The sequence below is a fragment of the Nocardia sp. NRRL WC-3656 genome (assembly GCF_000720265.1).
Taxonomy (GTDB): Bacteria; Actinomycetota; Actinomycetes; order Mycobacteriales; family Mycobacteriaceae; genus Nocardia; species Nocardia nova.
In genome coordinates, this window is the sequence record NZ_JOJF01000004.1 from 239615 (window position 1) to 257056 (window position 17442).

Annotated in this window: 17 protein-coding genes; 4 read left to right on the plus strand and 13 right to left on the minus strand. The window is 68.6% G+C overall.

Going from position 1 to position 17442, the window contains the following annotated elements:
- Positions 1-23: 23 nt before the first annotated feature.
- Positions 24-1124, minus strand: coding sequence for an isochorismate synthase MenF (locus IG65_RS0108205; RefSeq protein WP_030514239.1), 1101 nt, complete (start codon positions 1122-1124; stop codon positions 24-26).
- A gap of 93 nt (positions 1125-1217) precedes the next feature.
- Entirely contained in the window at positions 1218-1721 is a 504-nt protein-coding gene (locus IG65_RS0108210; protein WP_030514240.1) for a universal stress protein, read from the minus strand.
- A 331-nt stretch (positions 1722-2052) separates the two neighbouring features.
- On the opposite strand from IG65_RS0108210, the gene IG65_RS0108220 reads away from it, so the two are divergent.
- Positions 2053-2502 (plus strand): hypothetical protein, encoded by a 450-nt coding sequence (locus tag IG65_RS0108220; RefSeq protein ID WP_146100745.1) that lies wholly within the window; start codon positions 2053-2055, stop codon positions 2500-2502.
- A 57-nt stretch (positions 2503-2559) separates the two neighbouring features.
- On the opposite strand, the gene IG65_RS0108225 is transcribed toward IG65_RS0108220, so the two are convergent.
- From IG65_RS0108225 to IG65_RS0108255, 7 genes are all read right to left on the minus strand, one after another.
- The gene (locus IG65_RS0108225) at positions 2560-3567 is read right to left on the minus strand and encodes a Rieske (2Fe-2S) protein (RefSeq protein ID WP_030514242.1); all 1008 of its coding nucleotides are present in this window, start codon (positions 3565-3567) and stop codon (positions 2560-2562) included.
- The gene (locus IG65_RS0108230) at positions 3564-5162 is read right to left on the minus strand and encodes an FAD-dependent oxidoreductase (protein ID WP_030514243.1); all 1599 of its coding nucleotides are present in this window, start codon (positions 5160-5162) and stop codon (positions 3564-3566) included. The genes IG65_RS0108225 and IG65_RS0108230 overlap by 4 nt, the downstream gene beginning before the upstream one ends.
- Positions 5159-5491 carry a lycopene cyclase domain-containing protein gene (locus IG65_RS0108235; RefSeq protein WP_030514244.1) on the minus strand — a complete coding sequence of 111 codons (333 nt, stop codon included), beginning with the start codon at positions 5489-5491 and terminating at the stop codon, positions 5159-5161. The genes IG65_RS0108230 and IG65_RS0108235 overlap by 4 nt, the downstream gene beginning before the upstream one ends.
- Entirely contained in the window at positions 5488-5832 is a 345-nt protein-coding gene (locus tag IG65_RS0108240; RefSeq protein ID WP_030514245.1) for a lycopene cyclase domain-containing protein, read from the minus strand. The genes IG65_RS0108235 and IG65_RS0108240 overlap by 4 nt, the downstream gene beginning before the upstream one ends.
- Before the next feature lie 8 nt (positions 5833-5840).
- Complete coding sequence (locus IG65_RS0108245; RefSeq protein WP_030514246.1) at positions 5841-6794, minus strand: phytoene/squalene synthase family protein; 954 nt, start codon at positions 6792-6794, stop codon at positions 5841-5843.
- Complete coding sequence (locus IG65_RS0108250; protein ID WP_030514247.1) at positions 6791-8071, minus strand: glycosyltransferase; 1281 nt, start codon at positions 8069-8071, stop codon at positions 6791-6793. Before IG65_RS0108250 ends, IG65_RS0108245 begins: the two co-directional genes overlap by 4 nt.
- A 203-nt stretch (positions 8072-8274) precedes the next feature.
- Complete coding sequence (locus IG65_RS0108255) at positions 8275-8622, minus strand: DoxX family protein (RefSeq protein ID WP_030514248.1); 348 nt, start codon at positions 8620-8622, stop codon at positions 8275-8277.
- Between the two features lie 129 nt (positions 8623-8751).
- Here IG65_RS0108255 and IG65_RS0108260 point away from each other — a divergent pair, with 129 nt between their 5' ends.
- Entirely contained in the window at positions 8752-9759 is a 1008-nt protein-coding gene (locus IG65_RS0108260; RefSeq protein ID WP_030514249.1) for a sigma-70 family RNA polymerase sigma factor, read from the plus strand.
- A gap of 58 nt (positions 9760-9817) precedes the next feature.
- On the opposite strand, the gene IG65_RS0108265 is transcribed toward IG65_RS0108260, so the two are convergent.
- Positions 9818-11155: an acetyl-CoA C-acetyltransferase gene (locus IG65_RS0108265; RefSeq protein ID WP_030514250.1), complete on the minus strand. Its 1338-nt coding sequence runs from the start codon at positions 11153-11155 to the stop codon at positions 9818-9820.
- A gap of 303 nt (positions 11156-11458) precedes the next feature.
- Here IG65_RS0108265 and IG65_RS0108270 point away from each other — a divergent pair, with 303 nt between their 5' ends.
- Both IG65_RS0108270 and IG65_RS0108275 read left to right on the plus strand, forming a co-directional pair.
- The gene (locus IG65_RS0108270; RefSeq protein WP_030514251.1) at positions 11459-12820 is read left to right on the plus strand and encodes a 3-oxoacyl-ACP reductase; all 1362 of its coding nucleotides are present in this window, start codon (positions 11459-11461) and stop codon (positions 12818-12820) included.
- Position 12821: 1 nt separating this feature from the next.
- Positions 12822-13691: a MaoC family dehydratase gene (locus IG65_RS0108275; RefSeq protein WP_030514252.1), complete on the plus strand. Its 870-nt coding sequence runs from the start codon at positions 12822-12824 to the stop codon at positions 13689-13691.
- A gap of 130 nt (positions 13692-13821) precedes the next feature.
- Here IG65_RS0108275 and IG65_RS35755 read toward each other — a convergent pair whose 3' ends face one another.
- The 3 genes from IG65_RS35755 to IG65_RS0108290 all read right to left on the minus strand — a co-directional run bounded on the left by IG65_RS35755 (position 13822) and on the right by IG65_RS0108290 (position 17417).
- Positions 13822-15438, minus strand: a complete 1617-nt coding sequence (locus IG65_RS35755; protein WP_051755542.1) for a DUF5685 family protein — start codon at positions 15436-15438, stop codon at positions 13822-13824.
- 110 nt (positions 15439-15548) lie between these two features.
- Complete coding sequence (locus IG65_RS0108285; RefSeq protein ID WP_030514254.1) at positions 15549-16148, minus strand: TetR/AcrR family transcriptional regulator; 600 nt, start codon at positions 16146-16148, stop codon at positions 15549-15551.
- A 90-nt stretch (positions 16149-16238) separates the two neighbouring features.
- Positions 16239-17417 (minus strand): glycoside hydrolase family 3 N-terminal domain-containing protein, encoded by a 1179-nt coding sequence (locus tag IG65_RS0108290; RefSeq protein ID WP_030514255.1) that lies wholly within the window; start codon positions 17415-17417, stop codon positions 16239-16241.
- Positions 17418-17442: the final 25 nt, after the last annotated feature.

A 17442-nucleotide genomic window follows, 5' to 3' on the forward strand; every position in this document is an offset into this window, starting at 1 on the left:
AGCGGCCTTCCGAGCAGCTGCGATCAGCTCGGCTGGTCCGGTACCGGGCAGGCCAGCCCGTTCAACAGGGTGCGCAGTTTCGCGGTCGTCTCGTCGAGTTCGGTGCGCGGGTCGGAGGCCGCCACGATGCCGCCGCCACCGTAGGCCTGCACGGTGCGTCCGTCCGCGGACACGTCGGCGCACCGGATCGCGACCACCCATTCGCCGTCGCCGCGCGCATCGCACCAGCCGACCGCACCGCCGTAGAAGCCGCGCGGCTCCTCGTACGCCGTGATGGTCCGCAGGGCGAGGTCGGTGGGGGTGCCACAGACCGCGGGCGTGGGATGCAGCAGCAGGGCCAGATCGAGCGCGGTGGTGGCGGGATCGCGCAGGCGTCCGGTGATGGGTGTGGCCAGATGCCAGACCTCGGCGGTGTTGATCAGCTCGGGGCCGTCCGGGATCGCGAGTTCGGCGCACACGGGGGTGAGTCGTTCCCGGATCCACTCGATGACGAAGGCATGTTCGTCGCGATTCTTGGTACTGGCCAACAGCTCCCGCGACCGTTCGGCGTCGACGGTGGGATCGGCGTGCCGGGGCAGCGTTCCGGCCAGCGGACGCAGCGTGACGGTGTCACCGTGCCGGGCGACCAGCACCTCCGGTGTGGCGCCGACCAGGTGCGCGCCGGTCCGGCCGGCGGGCGTCAGATCGACGGCGAAGACGTTGGCCTGAGGATGGCGTACCAGCAGGTGCGCGGCGACCACCTCGGGCTCGAGCGGCTGGTCCGCCTCGGCGATCAACGAGCGCGCGGCGACCACCTTGCGCAGCGGCTGCGCCGGATCCGACAGCTGCTCCAGCAGTTTCGTCACCCGGGCCACATGCTCTGCCGGACTGGGAATTTCCGCGACGACCCGGACCTCGGGAAGGGGCGGAACGGCGGCCGGACGCCACGGGCCCGCACTGTGCTGGGCCTGCTGCGGCTCACACAGCGCGGCCGCATCGCCCGGGTCGAACGGGATCGCGCCGACGATCAGTTCCGCCGCACCGTCGCGCAGGGCCGTCGCTGCCCGCCGCGCATCGTCGAATGCGCGCCGGATGCCGGTCGTACGGACCACGCCCCCCGGTTGTGCGAGCAGAAAGCCGTCCATAGTTTCCCGACGATAGTCGTGTGCGGAAGCGGCGGCGCCCGGGTAGCGACGCAGATCTCACGTGGGCAGACTCATGTGAAGGGGACGGCACCCTCACAGCTGACCGGCGAGATCGCTGACCGGTATCGGTTCCTTTCCCGGCGGCACCAGCAGAATCGGCCGATGGCAGTGTTTCAGCACGGCCTCCGCCACGCTCGAATGCAGGAGGGCGCGGATGCCGGTGGAACCGCGCGTACCGGCGACGATGATGTCCACATTCAGCTCGTCTGCCACGTCGACGATCGCGTTCCAGATGGTCGAGGTGCATTCGGCGGTACGGGGCTCCGCATTCAATCCCGCCAATTTGGCCAGCCGTACGCCCTCGGCATTGATCTGTTTCGCGTCGACGTAGGCGATATCCTCGATCTCCTCGTCCGGGAGCCATTCCGGCTGCATCACACCGGAAAGTCCGGACAGCCGCGCGGCCTGGCGCACCATCGGCTCCCATGCGGTGAGCACGACCGCCTTGGGCGCGGACAAGAATCGCCCCGCATATTCCACGGCCCGCTTCGCATTCTCGGATCCGTCGTACGCGATGAGCATCAAGTCGCAAGTCATGCCGACCTCCCGGACATCCGTGCCGTGCGCATGCGGGGACTACCCGCGGCCCCGAGAGTACTCGGGCGATCAGCGTAAATGCGGGATGTCGATCGGTATTCGCCGATTCGATTCGAAACCGTTCCGTTCCGTCACCGGATTCGGTGCGGACCGAATGCGACCATTCGGTCCGAATCGGCCGGACTGTGTGCTGAACCTCACTCGTGGCTGACAATTCGCGCGTGATTCACCGAATCACGTGTAACTGCTGTGATTTCCGGTATTCACTGGAACAACCGACGAACGGAGCCGGGGCACGGCGCCGGGAGATGGACAGTGAGTGAGGTGCATCGTGCGATTGAAAGAGATTGCTACGCCACAGGATTGGGCGGACACCTACCGCGAGCTGTTCGGATTACCCTACGTGCGCGTCACCTCGCCGGGATATGTCGTGTTACCTCTCGGCGACTCGGTCGCCGCGGTGAATACGCCGGAACCGCTCGGTGCGCTGGTACTCGGTGAATTGACCGTGCGTGGGATTCCGGGGCCGGTGCTCGTGCGTGAACACCCGCCGCGTCGAACGTTTATCGCGGTATTCGACGGATATCCCGATGTGGACCGGACACTGCGATTGGAACGCCACGGTGTCGATATCGGATCCCATCGCAGCAATGTCATTTTGCCCACCGGATTCGGGCGGCACACCCATGAGGGCCGGTGGTGGGCGCGCGCGCCCCAGCGCGACGAATCGCTGCCGCTGCTGTCGGAGGTCGTGGCAGCGGTGGAGCGCATCGCGGCATAGCACGACGACCGGGGCACGACGACCGGGCCGGCGTGCGGCGGCGCCGCAATCGCGAGGCTACCGGCGGGTGCGCAACTCGTAGCGGCGCTCGGCATAGGCCAGGTCGTCGCGCCAGAGGCGAGCCGCCGCGTGGTTGATCAGCGGGCGCAGCACCGGGAGAGCGCGGTGCGCGTGCCGGAAACCGGGGCGAGGCGAGTGTGCGATGACCGCTTCGATCACCGCGGTGCGAGGCCGGCCGTCGGGGCCCGGGCCGAGCGGGGTGGCGTGGGTTTCCACCACGCTGCCCGCGCCTTCGCCGCCGACGATGCGCATGACGATCGTGCGCGGGTCGGGACAGGTGAATTCCGCTTCGACCGGAACGCCGAGACCGCGGGTGACGCGAAAGGTGACGGTGAGCAGGAAGCGATGATCGTCCTCGCCGAGGTGCTCGCGCGGCGGCGTCCGAGTGACATCCAGGCGCGTGAAGGAGTACGGGTGGAGCCATCCGCCGTGCCACGGATCGAGCCGGTTGGCGATGATGTCGCTCGGCTCGCAGATGCCCGTCGACCGATTGACCGCGTGCACCGTGGTGTCGTCGGGCCGGGCGCCCACGACCGGCGCCTCGGTCGGTGTGTGCCCGCCCACGGTGTCCAGGCGTACCCAGGCCAGCACCCCGTCGTCGTGGCAGGGGAACGGTGACCACCGCGGCCCGCCGTCGGCGCCGATCCGCAGGCCGTGCCAGCGGCAGATCAAGGTGCCGTTCTCGACCCGGCCGGTCGCGAGCGACGCACCGAGGTGGGGGCATGCGCCGGGGCCGACCAGCAGGCTGCCGTCGCGGTCTCGCCAGGCGACGATCTCGACACCGCCGACGGTCGTGCCGAACGGCCGCCCCGCCCGGATCGCGCGACTCGCCGCGAACACGTACCAGTTTCCGCTGGGCAATCGCTGGGACCAGTCCAGTGTCGCGTCGATCAGAGCAGGATCGGCGTCGCGGTAGGTGGGCCGCTGTCGCGACCACTCTTCGGCGGCGAAACGTCGCAGTGGAAGGTTCCTCACCCGGCCGGTGAGCTGGAGCCGATGGTTCACGACGAATTCCTTTCCCGGAGCGCGAGGGTGCGCAGGACGGCCGAGCGGCCACGGTTGGGCACCGTCTGCAGTGAATGACCGGCTGCCCGCCAGTGTTGTGCCAACGTCGACGCCGCGAGCCAACCGGTCGTCGCGGCGCGTTCCATCAGGGCCACCGGAAGATCCACCCGTATGCCGTCACCTGCCAGCATCAACCGCGGGTGCGGGGTGGTGACCTCCGGCCGGTTGGCGAAATCGCCCGGCGCGAAACGGGGGCAGTCCCGGCGCCACAGCGTGCGTTCCGCCACGACGCGCGCCTGCCTGGATTCGGGGTAGATCTCGTGCAGTCGCGCGCACAGCCGGTCTCGCACCGCCTCCCGCACCGATGTGCCGGGTAGTTCGGGCGCAGCCGCGTAGGCGTGCAGTTCCACGACGCTGCCGCCTCGTTGCCGGGCCCATCGGGCAGCGGCGCTCTCGTAGCGATCGACGACACTGATGTTGTCGATCGGGCTGAGGTTGCCGGTGGCGAGGAAGCTGGGTCGGTCTCGGCGCAACGGCCGGTCCAGCCAGAGCCGATGGACGACGAAGGCCGGGGCGAGCGCCAATGCGGCGACTCGCTCGCGCCATTCGGCAGTCCCCAATTCCGGTGACGCGGCGACGATGTCGCGCAGACCGGCCACGTCGGTGGCGAGTACGACGGCATCGGCGGACAGACAGGACCCGGTGTCGGCGTGCAGCCGGAAACCGGGGCCGTCGGTGTCGATCCGGGTGATTCTGACGCCGGTGTGGAAATCGACACGGCCGGGACGTCCGGTGACGTGCGGCGCGGTGAGATGGTCCCGCAGCGGATTCCACAGGCCCACATCGAAATTGTCCCGAATCGTGTCGAAGACCAAACCCTCGCTGGAGCCCAGGAAGTAGATGTGGAACATCGTCGCCAGTTCGGCTGCCGACATCTGCTGGGGAGCGGCGAAGAAGCTGCGAGAAAAGACGTCGAAGGCCAGATGCCGCGCGGCAACCGGGAAATTGATGCGCTGCAGGAAGGTATCGGCGTCCACGTCGTCGAGTTGCCGATAGATCCGCGGTACCGACACGGCGGCCAGCGGTGCCGCCGCGGAGGGGTCCATCCGGATCAGGTCGCGCAGCCGGAAGGTGGGACTGCGCAACGCGAACGCCACCGCGTTCCAGGGAGGAGTGCGGGGCAGATGACGGAAACCGTCCCGGCGGCCCTGCGCGTCGATCAGCGGATAGTCGTCGACACGTTGCCACCTGGTCAGCCCGGGATCGCTGCGCGACAACAGCTTTCGCAAATTGTAGTACTGCGGAAAGAAGGCGTGGAAACCCCGGTTCATGGCGAGCGCGCTACCGTCGGGCAGCGTCTCGGTCCATCCGCCGACGCGTCCGCCGAGATATCGCTCGCGTTCGATCACATCGACTCGAAATCCCCGTTCGGCCAGGCCCGTGGCCGCGGCCAGACCCGCGATGCCCGCGCCCACCACCGCCACCCGTGGTCGCGGCTGCCCGCCCGCGCCGACATCCATTCGTCCCGGCGCGGCCGGGAGCCGGACCCGCCGCGGATCCCGCCCCAGCCCGTCGTGAGCCGACCGGGTTCTCATGACGGCGATCCCTCCTGCCGTTGCCGCGCCCGCTCCCAGCAGAGCAATACCGCGGTGACCAGTGCGAATCCGAAGAAGAAGTCCTCCACCGGGATATCCCAGGGAAACCGGATCCCGAGTATGTGGTCCGGGTTGTACAGCACGATCGGCGCGCTGAGCTTCGTCAACCACCCGTCGACCGGTATCTGGAAGCCGAGCACGATGACCATCGATATCCAGTAGGCGGGGCGCCGCAGCAATCCGGTGCGCAGCACGGTCCATTCGGCGACCCACACCGCGGGCACCGCCGCGACAGCGGGCACGGTGTACGCGAGTATTCCGACGCTCATCGTCTGCCTCGCAGTGCCGGGCGCCGGCCTCGTTCGCTGCCGAGCAGCGCTTCGACGGCGACGAAGGTGAAGAGTCCGCAGATCGGAACAACCAGGAAGAACAGCACTTCCTCCAGCGGTATCGAGCCCGGCAGGGTGATGCCGACCAGGTAACGGCTGTCGAAACTCCATACGCCACCGGCGATCGCGAGCAGATCCCAGGTCAGGAAGAGCAGAGCGGGCGGTATCAGCGCGGCCGCCAGTAATCGTGGCCGGCGATACACGCCGCGGCCGAAGCATTCCAATGGCGCGGTCAGCGCCAGACAGGCCATGAGGAGGAACAGGTAATGCCAATGCGCCATGCCGACTCCTACCGTCGTTCGTTGATCCTGTGTCCGCGTTCCGGCCGGCGGCGGGCCCACTGCGCGTGCGCCAGACCGGTGGCACCGACATACGCCCGGCGAAGCTTGCCGACGGTGGCGCGCTGCCCGAAGACTTCGAACCCGCCGCGTTCGATGCGATCCAGAATCTCCGAATAGAGCTGTAGAGCCGTCGCCACGCACGGGCGGGAACGGGGTGCCAGGAGTTCGATCCCGCCCCGAGCGTAGGCATATATTTCCCGGGTGCGGGCATGTTGCTCGGCCAGCGCGTCACGCACCCGGGAATCGCTGTGCCGTTGTTTCCGGCACCACATCAGCAGATCGCGGTCGACGCCGTGCGCCGCCAGTTCGTCCGCGGGCAGGTAGATCCGGCCGCGCGCCAGATCCTCGTCGACATCGCGCAGAAAGTTGGTGAGCTGGAAGGCCTTTCCCAAGGCGGCGGCATATGGCTCGGCTGCCGGCGCGGGGCCGACGGTCCCCAGTATCGGCAGCAGTTGCAGCCCGATCACCTCTGCCGACCCGTAGATATAGCGGTCGAGCGCCTTCCGGTCCGGGTAGTCGGTGACTGTCAGATCGAGGCGCATGGATGCCAGGAATGCCTGGAACAAATCGGCGCGGATGCGATGCCGTTCGGCGGTATCCAATACCGCGGCCAGCACCGGATCGGCATCGCCGTCACCGGCCTCGAGTTGCGCTGCCAACTGCGTCAAACGCGCCTCGCGGCGGTGAACGGTCCAGGCCGGATCGAATTCGTCGAGTACGTCGTCGACGCGGCGGGCGAATCCGTACAGCGCGTGCACGGCGGGGCGCTGATCGGGCGCGAGCAATCTGGTTGCCAGGAAGAACGTCTTGCCGTGGCGAGCGTTGAGAGATCGGCAATATCGGTACGAGTCACGCAGTCGCGGATCGGTGATGCCGGCCGCCTCGAGTTCGGTGCGGGTCACAACGCCTCCCCTCGGGGCCGCACACCCGTGGTCGTGTCCGCGAGTACGGACTCGATGGTGTCGAAGGGCTTGTGCTGTGCGATTTCCCTCGCCAATCGACGCGCCGCCACGCGATAGCCGGTGTCGCCGAAAACGCGGTCCACCGCCGCCGCGACCGCGGCCGGTGCGGGCGCGGCGCCACCGAGATCGATGCCCGCGCCGGTATACGCCACGCGCGCGGCGACTTCCGGCTTGTCCGCGGTGTCACCCGCGACGATCACCGGGATGCCGTGACGCAACGCATGGTGCACCCCGCCGTAACCACCGTTGGTGATCACGAGGTCGACGTGAGGCAGCAACTCTGCGTACGGAACGAAATCACGCACGTGAATATGCGCGGGCAGCGGGCCCAGGCTCGCGTCCTTCCCGCCGGTGCTGACCACGACGACCAGATCCGGGCGCCGCGCCAGCGCTGCCAGCGCGGGCCGGAGCAGCTGATCGGGATCGCCGTTGTCCCAGGTGCCCTGGGTGACGTGTACGACCCGGCGGTGGTCACCGACGGACTTCCAGTCGGGGGACGCCTCGAGCCCGTCCGCCGACGCCGGAATCGGTCCGGTGAACACCACCGTGGACGGAAGATCGCGCCGAGGATATTCGAAACCGGGCACGGTGAACTGCAGTATCCGGTCGGCCAGGATCGGCCAATCGAGCAGGTAGACCGAGGCCGGCGGCATGCCGAGTTCGGCAAGAATCGCATTCAACCTCGCCTGCGACGGGCGGAACAGTACGTGGTGCACGAAACGATTCATCCGCGTGTAGTCGCGCCCGGCCCGTGGCTGCCATCCCACACCGAACGGCGGGCAATCGGCGCTGGAGAGCGTGAGCGGTCCGACACCGCACACCAGCACCGGCGGTCGGGGAGCATCGGACACGAGCAGGGGTATCGCACCGCTGAACATCGAATCCACCAGCACGGCGTCGAAATGCCCGCGGGCCAGCTCGGAGGACAGCGCTGTGTACTGGGCTGTGAGGGGCGCGAGAAAGATCGAACTCAGTTCCGCCCGGCCGACCCGCAGACGCCGGCCGAGCCCGCGGCCCGCTCTCGAAGCCACGGGACGAACATCGGCCGCGCCCGGCAATTCCGCCGCCGGCACGCCGTGTTCGATCGCGAGTTCGCGAAATCGAGCTCCGGTGAGCAATCGGACTCGGTGTCCCCGCCGCCGAAGCTCGCCCGCGACGGTGGCCAGCGGCAGAACATGACCGGGTATGGGACTCGCGGCCAGCAAATATCGTGCCATTCCACGGTTCCTCGCTGATCGTGGCCGGATCGCCTCGGCGGTGTCCGCCCAGGATGTCGATCCGGCCTACTCTGCGCCGCGCTGACACTGCACGCGGCAGCAACCATCACGTCGAGCTCAGTGAAGAAGCGTTCGGGCACCACATCGATCGGCGACGTGTTGCCCGTCCGACACGAGATTTTACGGTAGAACGCCCGGCCGGTTCAGGCGATCGGGAACAGGCAGGCGACAGCGAGTGCCAGGACCAGGCACGGCATCGGATACGGCAGATGCGCGTACCAGCGCGCCCGCACGATGGTGATCACCGCGCCGACGAAATACAGCACGAGGCCGACGGCCGCGGCGATGCCGATCGCCGGGATCGCCAGGCCGACCAGCAACCCGAGCGCACCCGCGGCCTTGATCGCCGCCAAGGGCATCAACGCCCAGTCCGGTACCCCGTAGCTGCGCATATTTCCGCGCACCCAATCCGGGTTGACGATGTCGACGACGGTCGCCACGAAGACGACCACGGCGGCGACGATCGTGACGGTCACGTATGCGGTGTGCATGACACCCTCCTGCTCGTTCGGCGCCCTGATCTGCGATGGTGAAGGTGTGGGCCGAGCCCACTGCGCGGGCGAACAGGGCGAATCCGTCCCACATCGAGTTCGACGTGCGGCGACCGAGAAAGGTGACCGGTGCGCGATCGGGACGAGCTGGCGCGGCGCTTCGAACGACACCGTGGCCTGCTGCGCGATATCGCCTACCGCATGCTGGGCTCGCTGCACGAGGCCGAGGACGCGGTGCAGGAAGCCTGGCTGCGCCTCGATCGGGCCGCGAGCGCGACCGAGACGACGCGCGGTGAGCGAGGTGTTGCGGACGGGTCTGCGGTGGACGGGCGTGCGGCGGACGGGCTCGGGATCGACAATCTCGCGGCGTGGCTCACCACCGTCGTCTCGCGAATCTGTCTGGACCAGTTGCGTTCCCGGACCGCCCGGCGGGAAGAGTTCGTCGACCCCATGGACCGATCCGCCGCGCTCGACTCCGCCGGCACCGAGGCCGGCTCTCGGTCCGGCGCCTTCACCGAACCGGAACCCGAAGCGCTGCTGGCCGATTCGGTCGGCCGCGCGATGCTGGTGGTGTTGCATGCGCTGAGCCCGGACGAGCGCATCGCCTTCGTACTGCACGATATGTTCGCCGTCCCGTTCGGCGATATCGCCCCGATCGTGGGCCGGACCACGGCGACGACGAAGAAGCTGGCCAGTCGCGCCCGGCAGCGGGTGCGCGGCGACAGCTCGATGCCCCCGGCCGAACTCGCCCGTCATCGTGAGGTGGTTACCGCATTTCTGTCGGCGGCACGGGCCGGCGACCTCGGTGCCCTGCTCGCGGTCCTCGCGCCCGATGTCGTGCGCACCGCGGACCCGGCGGTCCTGCCGGCCGGCATCGCGTCGGTCGTGCGCGGCGCCGCCGCCGTGGCCGAGGAAACCGTCTTGCTGCGCAACCGTTCCCAGGTCGCGGGTGTGGCGCTGATCGACGGCGCGGTCGGTGTCGTCGTCGCCCCTGCCGGGCGTCTCGCCGCGGTCCTGCTCGTCACCGTGCGCGGCGACCGGGTCACCGCCTACGACGTCGTCGCCGATCCCGAGCGACTCGCCGCGCTGACTGTCACCGTGTTGCCCGAATACGGAACAGCACCGGTTCGGCCGTAGCCGAACCGGCGCTGTCCCCGGTTGTCGAATTCCTATGTCACCGAAGTGAAGTCGCGGATCAACGCTCCAGGATCGCGACCACACCCTGGCCGCCGGCGGCGCAGATGGAGATCAGCGCGCGTCCGGAACCCTTCTCCGCCAACTGCTTCGCGGTCTGGGCGACGATACGTCCACCGGTGGCGGCGAACGGGTGCCCGGCGGCCAGCGAGGAGCCGTTGACATTGAGCTTGGTGCGGTCGATCGCACCGAGGGCTCCGTCCAGACCCAGGCGCTCCTTGCAGTACTGGTCGGATTCCCAGGCCTGCAGGGTGGCCAGCACGACCGAGGCGAACGCCTCGTGGATCTCGTAGTAGTCGAAATCCTGCAGGGTGAGGCCGTTGCGGGCGAGCAGGCGCGGCACCGCGTAGGTCGGCGCCATCAGCAGGCCGTCCGGACCCCAGACGTAGTCGACCGCGGCGACTTCACTGTCGACGAGGTAGGCCAGCGGCTTCAGGTTGCGCTCGGCGGCCCACTCCTCGCTGCCCAGCAGCACCGCGGAGGCGCCGTCGGTGAGCGGGGTGGAGTTGCCGGCGGTCATGGTGGCGTCGCCGAGCTTGTTGCCGAACACCGGCTTCAGGGTGGCCAGCTTCTCCAGCGAGGAGTTCGGGCGCAGGTTGTCGTCGCGGGTCAGGCCCAGGAAGGGGGTGACCAGGTCGTCGAAGAAGCCGCGGTCGTAGGCGGCGGCCATGTTCTTGTGCGAGAGGTAGGCCAGTTCGTCCTGCGCCTCGCGGGCGATGCCGAATTCCTTGGCGGTGATCGCCGCGTGGTCACCCATCGACAGGCCGGTGCGGGGCTCGGCGTTGCGCGGGATCTCGATGCCGACCATGCTCGGGCGCAGCCGGCCCACGAGCTTGACGTAATCCTTGTTGTTGCGCGCCCGGTTGGCGTCGAGCATCCATTCGCGCATGGATTCGCTGACGCCGATCGGCGCGTCGGAGGTGGTGTCGGTACCGCCGCCGATACCGGCCTCGATCCGGCCCAGCGCGATGGCGTCGCCGACGGTGACGATCGACTGCAGGCCCGTGCCGCAGGCCAGTTGCAGATCGTGGGCGGGGGTGTATGGCGACAGTTCGCTGCCCAGCACGCTCTCGCGGACCATGCCGTGCTCGCCGACGCGCTTGAGCACCGCGCCGCCGACGACCATGCCCAGCCGCTCGCCCTGCAGCCCGAATCGGCTGACCAGGCCGTTCAGCGCGGAGGTGAACATGTCTTGGTTCGAGGCGCGGGCGTAACGGCCGTCGGAGCGAGCGAACGGGATCCGATTACCGCCGAGGACGGCGACAGGTTTGGCCTGCTTGGCCTTGTCGGCCCGGCTGCTCGATGGTGCGGTCTTCGCCGAACGGGCTTTGGTAGTCACTCGAGTCTCCTTGGGGGACGGTCGGGCCGGCGGAGGTTGCGGAGCCGGCGGGTGGGTAGGCACTGTCTCGTCGGGTTTTCTGGGGCCGGAGCCGGGAATGCCGCATATTGGGGACGAAGCCGGTAACCCGGCCGACTGTATTGCCGGCGATTCCGTCGGTTTACATTAAACTTACTCTGGAGTAAGTTAATTGTCGACACCGTACCCCGAAGATGTGGGCTACAACGCGCGGGGTAGTGGGGAAATACGGAAACGGCAGACGTCCAGATCGTCCACATTCGACACAAGGAGAAGGTAGGAACAGTGGCAGCCAGCAAGAGCAAGGGTGCTCCCAACCTTTACGGTTCGTTCGTCAATTCCGCCCCCGGCGCCTTCCTGGCCGGCAAGTTGGGCCTGCCGCAGCCGGAGAAGCTGCGCCGCTACACCCCGGGCGAGCCGGCGTTGCCCGGCCCGGTCCTGCTCGGCGGTAAGGGCCGCGTCGCCGACGCCGCGCGCACCCTGTTGTCGGACTACACCTTCGTCGACGCCCCCACCCAGGGCGTGAAGCTCGGCGCGCTGGTGTTCGACGCCACCGGCATCGGCACCGTGGAGGAACTGTCGCAGCTGTTCGAGTTCTTCCAGCCGGCCATGCGCTCGATCGCCCCCTCCGGCCGCGTGCTGGTCGTCGGCACCACGCCGGAACTCGCGGGCAGCGTCGACGCGCAGATCGCGCAGCGCGCGCTGGAGGGTTTCTCCCGCAGCGTGGGTAAGGAACTCCTGCGCGGCGCCACCGCCAACCTGGTCTACCTGCACCCGGAGGCCGCCGCGGCCGCCACGGGTCTGGAGTCGACCCTGCGCTTCATCCTCTCGGCCAAGTCGGCGTTCGTAGACGGCCAGGTCTTCCGGGTCGGCAAGGACGACAACGCCGTGGCCGGCATCGACTGGACCAAGCCGCTCGACGGCAAGGTCGCCGTGGTCACCGGCGCCGCCCGCGGTATCGGCGCCACCATCGCCGAGGTGTTCGCCCGCGACGGCGCCACCGTGATCGTCGCCGACATCCCGGCCGCCGGTGAGGCGCTGTCGCAGACCGCCAACAAGGTCGGCGGCACGGCGCTCGCGGTCGACGTCACCGCTGCCGACGCCGCGGACAAGATCGCCGAATTCGCCACCGAGCGCTTCGGCGGCGTCGACATCATCGTGCACAACGCCGGCATCACCCGCGACAAGCTGCTCGCGAACATGGACGCCGCCCGCTGGGACGCCGTGCTCAACGTCAATCTCGCCGCGCCGCACCGCATTACCGAGGGCCTGGTGGCCAAGGGTGCGTTGAAGGAGGGCGGCCGGGTGATCGACGTGTCCTCGATCGCCGGTATCGCCGGTAACCGCGGCCAGACCAACTACGGCGCCTCCAAGGCCGGTGTCATCGGCATGGTGAACGCCGAGGCGCCCAAGCTGGCCGAGAAGGGCATCACCATCAACGCCGTCGCCCCCGGTTTCATCGAGACCGCGATGACCGCCGCCATTCCGGTCGGCACCCGCGAGGCGGGCCGGCTGCTCAGCTCGCTGCTGCAGGGCGGGCAGACCGTCGACGTCGCCGAGACCATCGCCTACTTCGCCAGCCCGGCCTCGAATGCGGTGAACGGCAACATCGTTCGCGTCTGCGGCCAGGCCATGATCGGAGCCTGACGTGGCAACCCAGACCATCTCGCTGAACGAGCCGCCCAAGACCGGCAGCCTGTATCTCAAGGCCGCCCTGGGTGCCGTTCCGCTGCCGCTGGTGTCGGCGCGCAAGTCCGAGATTCCGGACCGCGCGGTCGAGTGGAACGGCGTCCGCGTCGATCCCGACCACCTCGCCGCCTACTGCCACGCGACCGGGCTGCGCTTCGGCGACTCCCTGCCGCTGACCTATCCGTTCGTGCTCACCTTTCCCGTGGTGATGCAGCTGGTGGTGGCCCGGGACTTCCCGTTCGTCGCGGTCGGCGCGGTGCACGCTGAGAATCTGATCGAGCGCACCCGCGAGATCTCGGTCAGCGAACCGCTCGACATCCGCGCCCACGTGGAGAATCTGCGGGAGCACCCGAAGGGTCTGCTGGTCGATGCGATCAGCGAGATCAGCGTGGGTCGGGAACTGGTGTGGCGGCAGGTCACGACCTTCCTGCACCAGCAGCGCACCTCGTTGTCCGGTGGCCCGAAGGCCGCGCCGCCCCCGGAGGAGGTGCCTCCGCCGCCGCTGCGCACGCTGAAGGTCGACCAGGCGATGATCCATCGCTACGCGGCCGCCTCCGGTGACCGCAACCCGATCCACATGTCGGCGCTCGGGGCGAAGGCCTTCGGCTTCCCGCGCTCCATCGCCCACGGCATGTGGTCGGCCGCCGCGATCCTCGGCGTGATCGAGGGCCGGGTGCCCGCGAAGACGTCGTACGCGGTGAAATTCGGTAAGCCGATCCTGCTCCCGTCCACGGTCAACGTCTACGCCGACCAGACCGCCGAGGGCTGGGATCTGTCGCTGAAACATCCGAAGAAGGGCTACCCTCATCTGACCGCGACGCTGCGCTGAGCAGCGAACGGCACGAACAGCCGCCCACCTTCTCGGCGGCCGCATATCGGATCGCATGGGGGATTCGATATGTGGCGGAGGCGAAAAGGTGGGCGGCTGTCGCCGTTCCGGCCGGCGATCGGCGGCCGGATCAGCAGTTGCAGTCGCAGCCGCAGCAATCGCAGTCACAGTCGCCGCAACTGTTGCAACAGCTGCAGCAATCGCCACAGCCCTCGCAGTCGCAGCAGTCGTCACAATCGCAGTCGCAGCGTTGTATCCAGGCATCCCGGTGTTCACCGCTGCACGGCCGCCGATGCCCGCCACAGCAGGCGTATCCGGTGCAGTACACCCCGCAGATGATCCCGACGCCTTGCCAGAAGGTGGGCCGTCGCGGGGGCTCGTGCGGCGGCTCGTCCGAGGGCGGATACGGATCGCTCGGCGGCCGATCGCCGAACGGCGGCGGAATGTCGTAGGGCTGCACCGGGCTCGCGGGATACGGTCCCTGATCGGGGTAGGGTGACGGATCCACTTGCGGCCCAACGGGATTCGGCTGATACGGCGGCGGCGCCGGATACGTCCCGGGCTGGTAGGGATTCGGCTGATAGGGCTGCTGCGCCGTAACCGCCGCTGCGGCTGCCGAGGGCCGAATGTGCCCGGCTGCCACGGGGTAGCCCAGGAACTGTACTGCGGCGTCGGCAACGGCGCCGTCGGAAAGCGTTCGGCCGCCGCGTTTTCCGCAGCCGCAGGCAGCTTTCGCGTCGCCGCATGCTACGGCCGCGGCTCGGCCCAGCTTCCGGACGACACCGCGCAACGGATCGAGCAGCAGCCAGCGGACGGCGGGAACGTGGGCGAGCTTCGCCTGGTGTAGCGCGCGGCGGATTTCGGCGTCGGATTCACGCAGCAGGTCGTGCGCCTCTTCGGCGCTCACTCCGCTCGCGAGCAGCGGGTTGAAGCGATTCCGGCGGCGGTCGTCGTCCAGATCTTCGATGGCGTCGGCCAGGTGAGCGATGCGGCCGAAATGCCATCCGGCATCTCGGAGAGCCGGCGTGTTCTCCGGTCGGCCCGCCAGCACCGCGCTGTGGGCGAACAGTTCCGCGGCACACATCTGTGTCGGCTCGGTGAGGGTGGCGAGAAGCGCGGCCGGTGTGGAACCGATTGTCCGCGTACCACTTTCGACGTCGGAGCCCGGGGAATCGGCCCCGGCAGCCCCGCGCCCGTGTGCCGCCTGCAAACGCGGTCGCCCGCCGCGCGCCGTGCGAATCTGCCCGCCGCGCGCCGTGTGAATCTGCACCGCCTGTTCGAGTTCCGCCTGGCGGCCGATCGCGGCGATCAGCGGTTCGATATCCAGCCCGATGTCGGCGGCGTTCGTGCGCGCCGAGGCGAACCAGCGATCGGCCACCTTCCGCATGGGCCGACGGACCAGCGGGCCCGCATCGCCGTCGTCGGCGTGGTCGCGAATCTTGGCCGCTCCCAGCAGGAGTGACGCGGTGGTCGCGAGCCGCACCCCGGGGGATTCGGCCGCGGCGACCGAGGCGCGCTGCATGCCGCGCAGCGCGCAGGGTCCGGCCGTGGTTCGCGCGGACTCGCCGGCCTGTGCTTCCGTCAGGACGTTCAGCACGATCGCATCGGTATTCGTCGCGGTGCGGGCCAATTGGCCGTGCCCGTCGCGCAGGCCCAGGCACAGTCCGCACATATGCGTGCGCCAATCTGCCGCGTCCAGGCCGTATTTCGCCGCGCTGTGCGCGCACGGCGTGAGAAGTCCGAACAATTCCGCCCCGTAGAATCGGCGGCCGCATCGGCAATCCGGCCGTCTGTGCAATCCGCACTCTGGCAGGTGCCGACGGCGCCGCGCAACTCGGACCGCGCGATTCGCCGGTGCTACTCGGCCTTCTTCTTACCGGCCAGACCGCGCCAGGCCAGATTGTCCAGCAGGTCGACCGCGCTGGCGACATCCACCTCACCGCTGGCGATCCGGTCGGCGATCGCCTCGCCCGCGCCGATCACCGCCACCGCGACGATGTCGAAATCCGTTCCGGGCTCGGCATATTTGGCACTCGACTCGAGCAGTTTCGCGGTCAGTTCGATGATGCGCTCGCGACTGTTCGCGATCTCGGAGGCGAACGGCTGCTGCCCGAGGGCCTGCCGGTACAGCACCGACCACGACAGCCGGTTGTTGTCCACATAGGACAGGAATGCCTCGAGCCCGGCCCGCAGCTGCTCGTGCGGGGTGAGCTTGGGGTTGCCGGCCACCGCGACGGCCTCGATGAACCGTGCGCTCTCGCGCTGAATGCAGGCCCGGAACAGTTCGTCCTTGGAGCCGTAGTACAAATACAGCATCGGCTTGGAGATCTTGGCCTCGGCCGCGATGGCATCCATCGACGTGTCGTGATATCCCTTTCGGGAGAAGACCTCGACGGCGGCGTCCAGCATCTGCTGCTCACGAACCGCCCTGGGAAGCCGCTTCGTTCCGCCTGCCATCCACACTCCTAGCCCATATCGAAACCCCTATCTTACTCCAAGGTAAGTTTCGGAGAACAACGAATTGCCACCGATTCGCTGAAGCCGGGCTCAGCAGGGGAGCTGGATGCCTTTGTACTTGGCCACCCGCAGGACGGAATCGTCGACCTGCTTCATGGTCAGCTTCCCGTCGCGAACTTCCTGCTCGAGCCGGTCGAGTACCGAGCTGACGGCGTCGGTGCTGATCCACAGCGCGTCGTCGGCGCCGGCTTCCAGGGCGGCGGCTACCGCGTCCTCGATCCCCATCCGGGCGGTGATGGCCGCCATGCCGCTCAGGTCGTCGGTGAAGATCGGGCCGTCGTAGGGCTTGGCGTTGTAGCCGGTGCCCTGGCGCAGCAGTGCCATCGCCTGCGGGCTGATGCTCGCCGGAACGTTGGGCGTGGTCAGCCCGGGAACGTCCAGATGACCGACCATCACCGCGGCGCCGGAGTCGATCAGGTTCCGGAATGGCACCAGATCCACCTGCTGCATCTGATCCAGCGGGGGTGTGCGCACCGCGCCGGTGTGGGAATCGCCCGATCCGTGCCCGTGGCCGGGGAAGTGCTTCATCACCGCGCCGACACCGGCATCGTGCATGGCCCGGATGTAGGCGCCGGCGTATTCGGTGACGACCTGCGGATCCTGCGAGTAGGACCGGTCGCCGATCACCGCGTCGTCGGGCTCGTCGCTGACATCCACGTCGGGCGCGAAGTCGACGGTGATGCCGAGCTTCTTCATGGCCTGCCCGCGGGCCAGGCTCTGCTGGTAGTACTCGTCGGTCGACATGGTCTGCGCGGCGACCCGGGCCGAGGGCGCCTGCCCGATCAGGTTCTGCAACCGCGACACCCGGCCGCCTTCTTCGTCGATGGTCACCATCAGTGGTGTGCGCGCGGCGGCCTTCACCTGGTCGAGGCCCTGGCCCGACAGCATGGACTGGTCGGTCCAGCTGCCGACGAAGATGCCGCCCACCTGTTCCCCGCGCACCACCTGTTCGGCGTCGGCGGCGTTCTTGACGCCCACGGTGAGCAGCTGCGCCAGCTTCTGCCGCGTGGTGAACTGCGCGAGATAGCCTGCGGCGCAGTCCTGCTGGTTACCGGTGGTGGTGGTCGCGGGGGTGGCGCCCGTCGCGTTCGTCGTGCCCGGGGCGGAGCTGGGGCCGGTCGTGGTGGTGGAGGTGGAGCCGCCACCGCCGGAGCACCCCGCGAGGGCGACTGCGGCTACTGCGAGAACGATCCCGGCAACGTTGCGCATGGACCGACCGTAGCCGTTCGAGGCG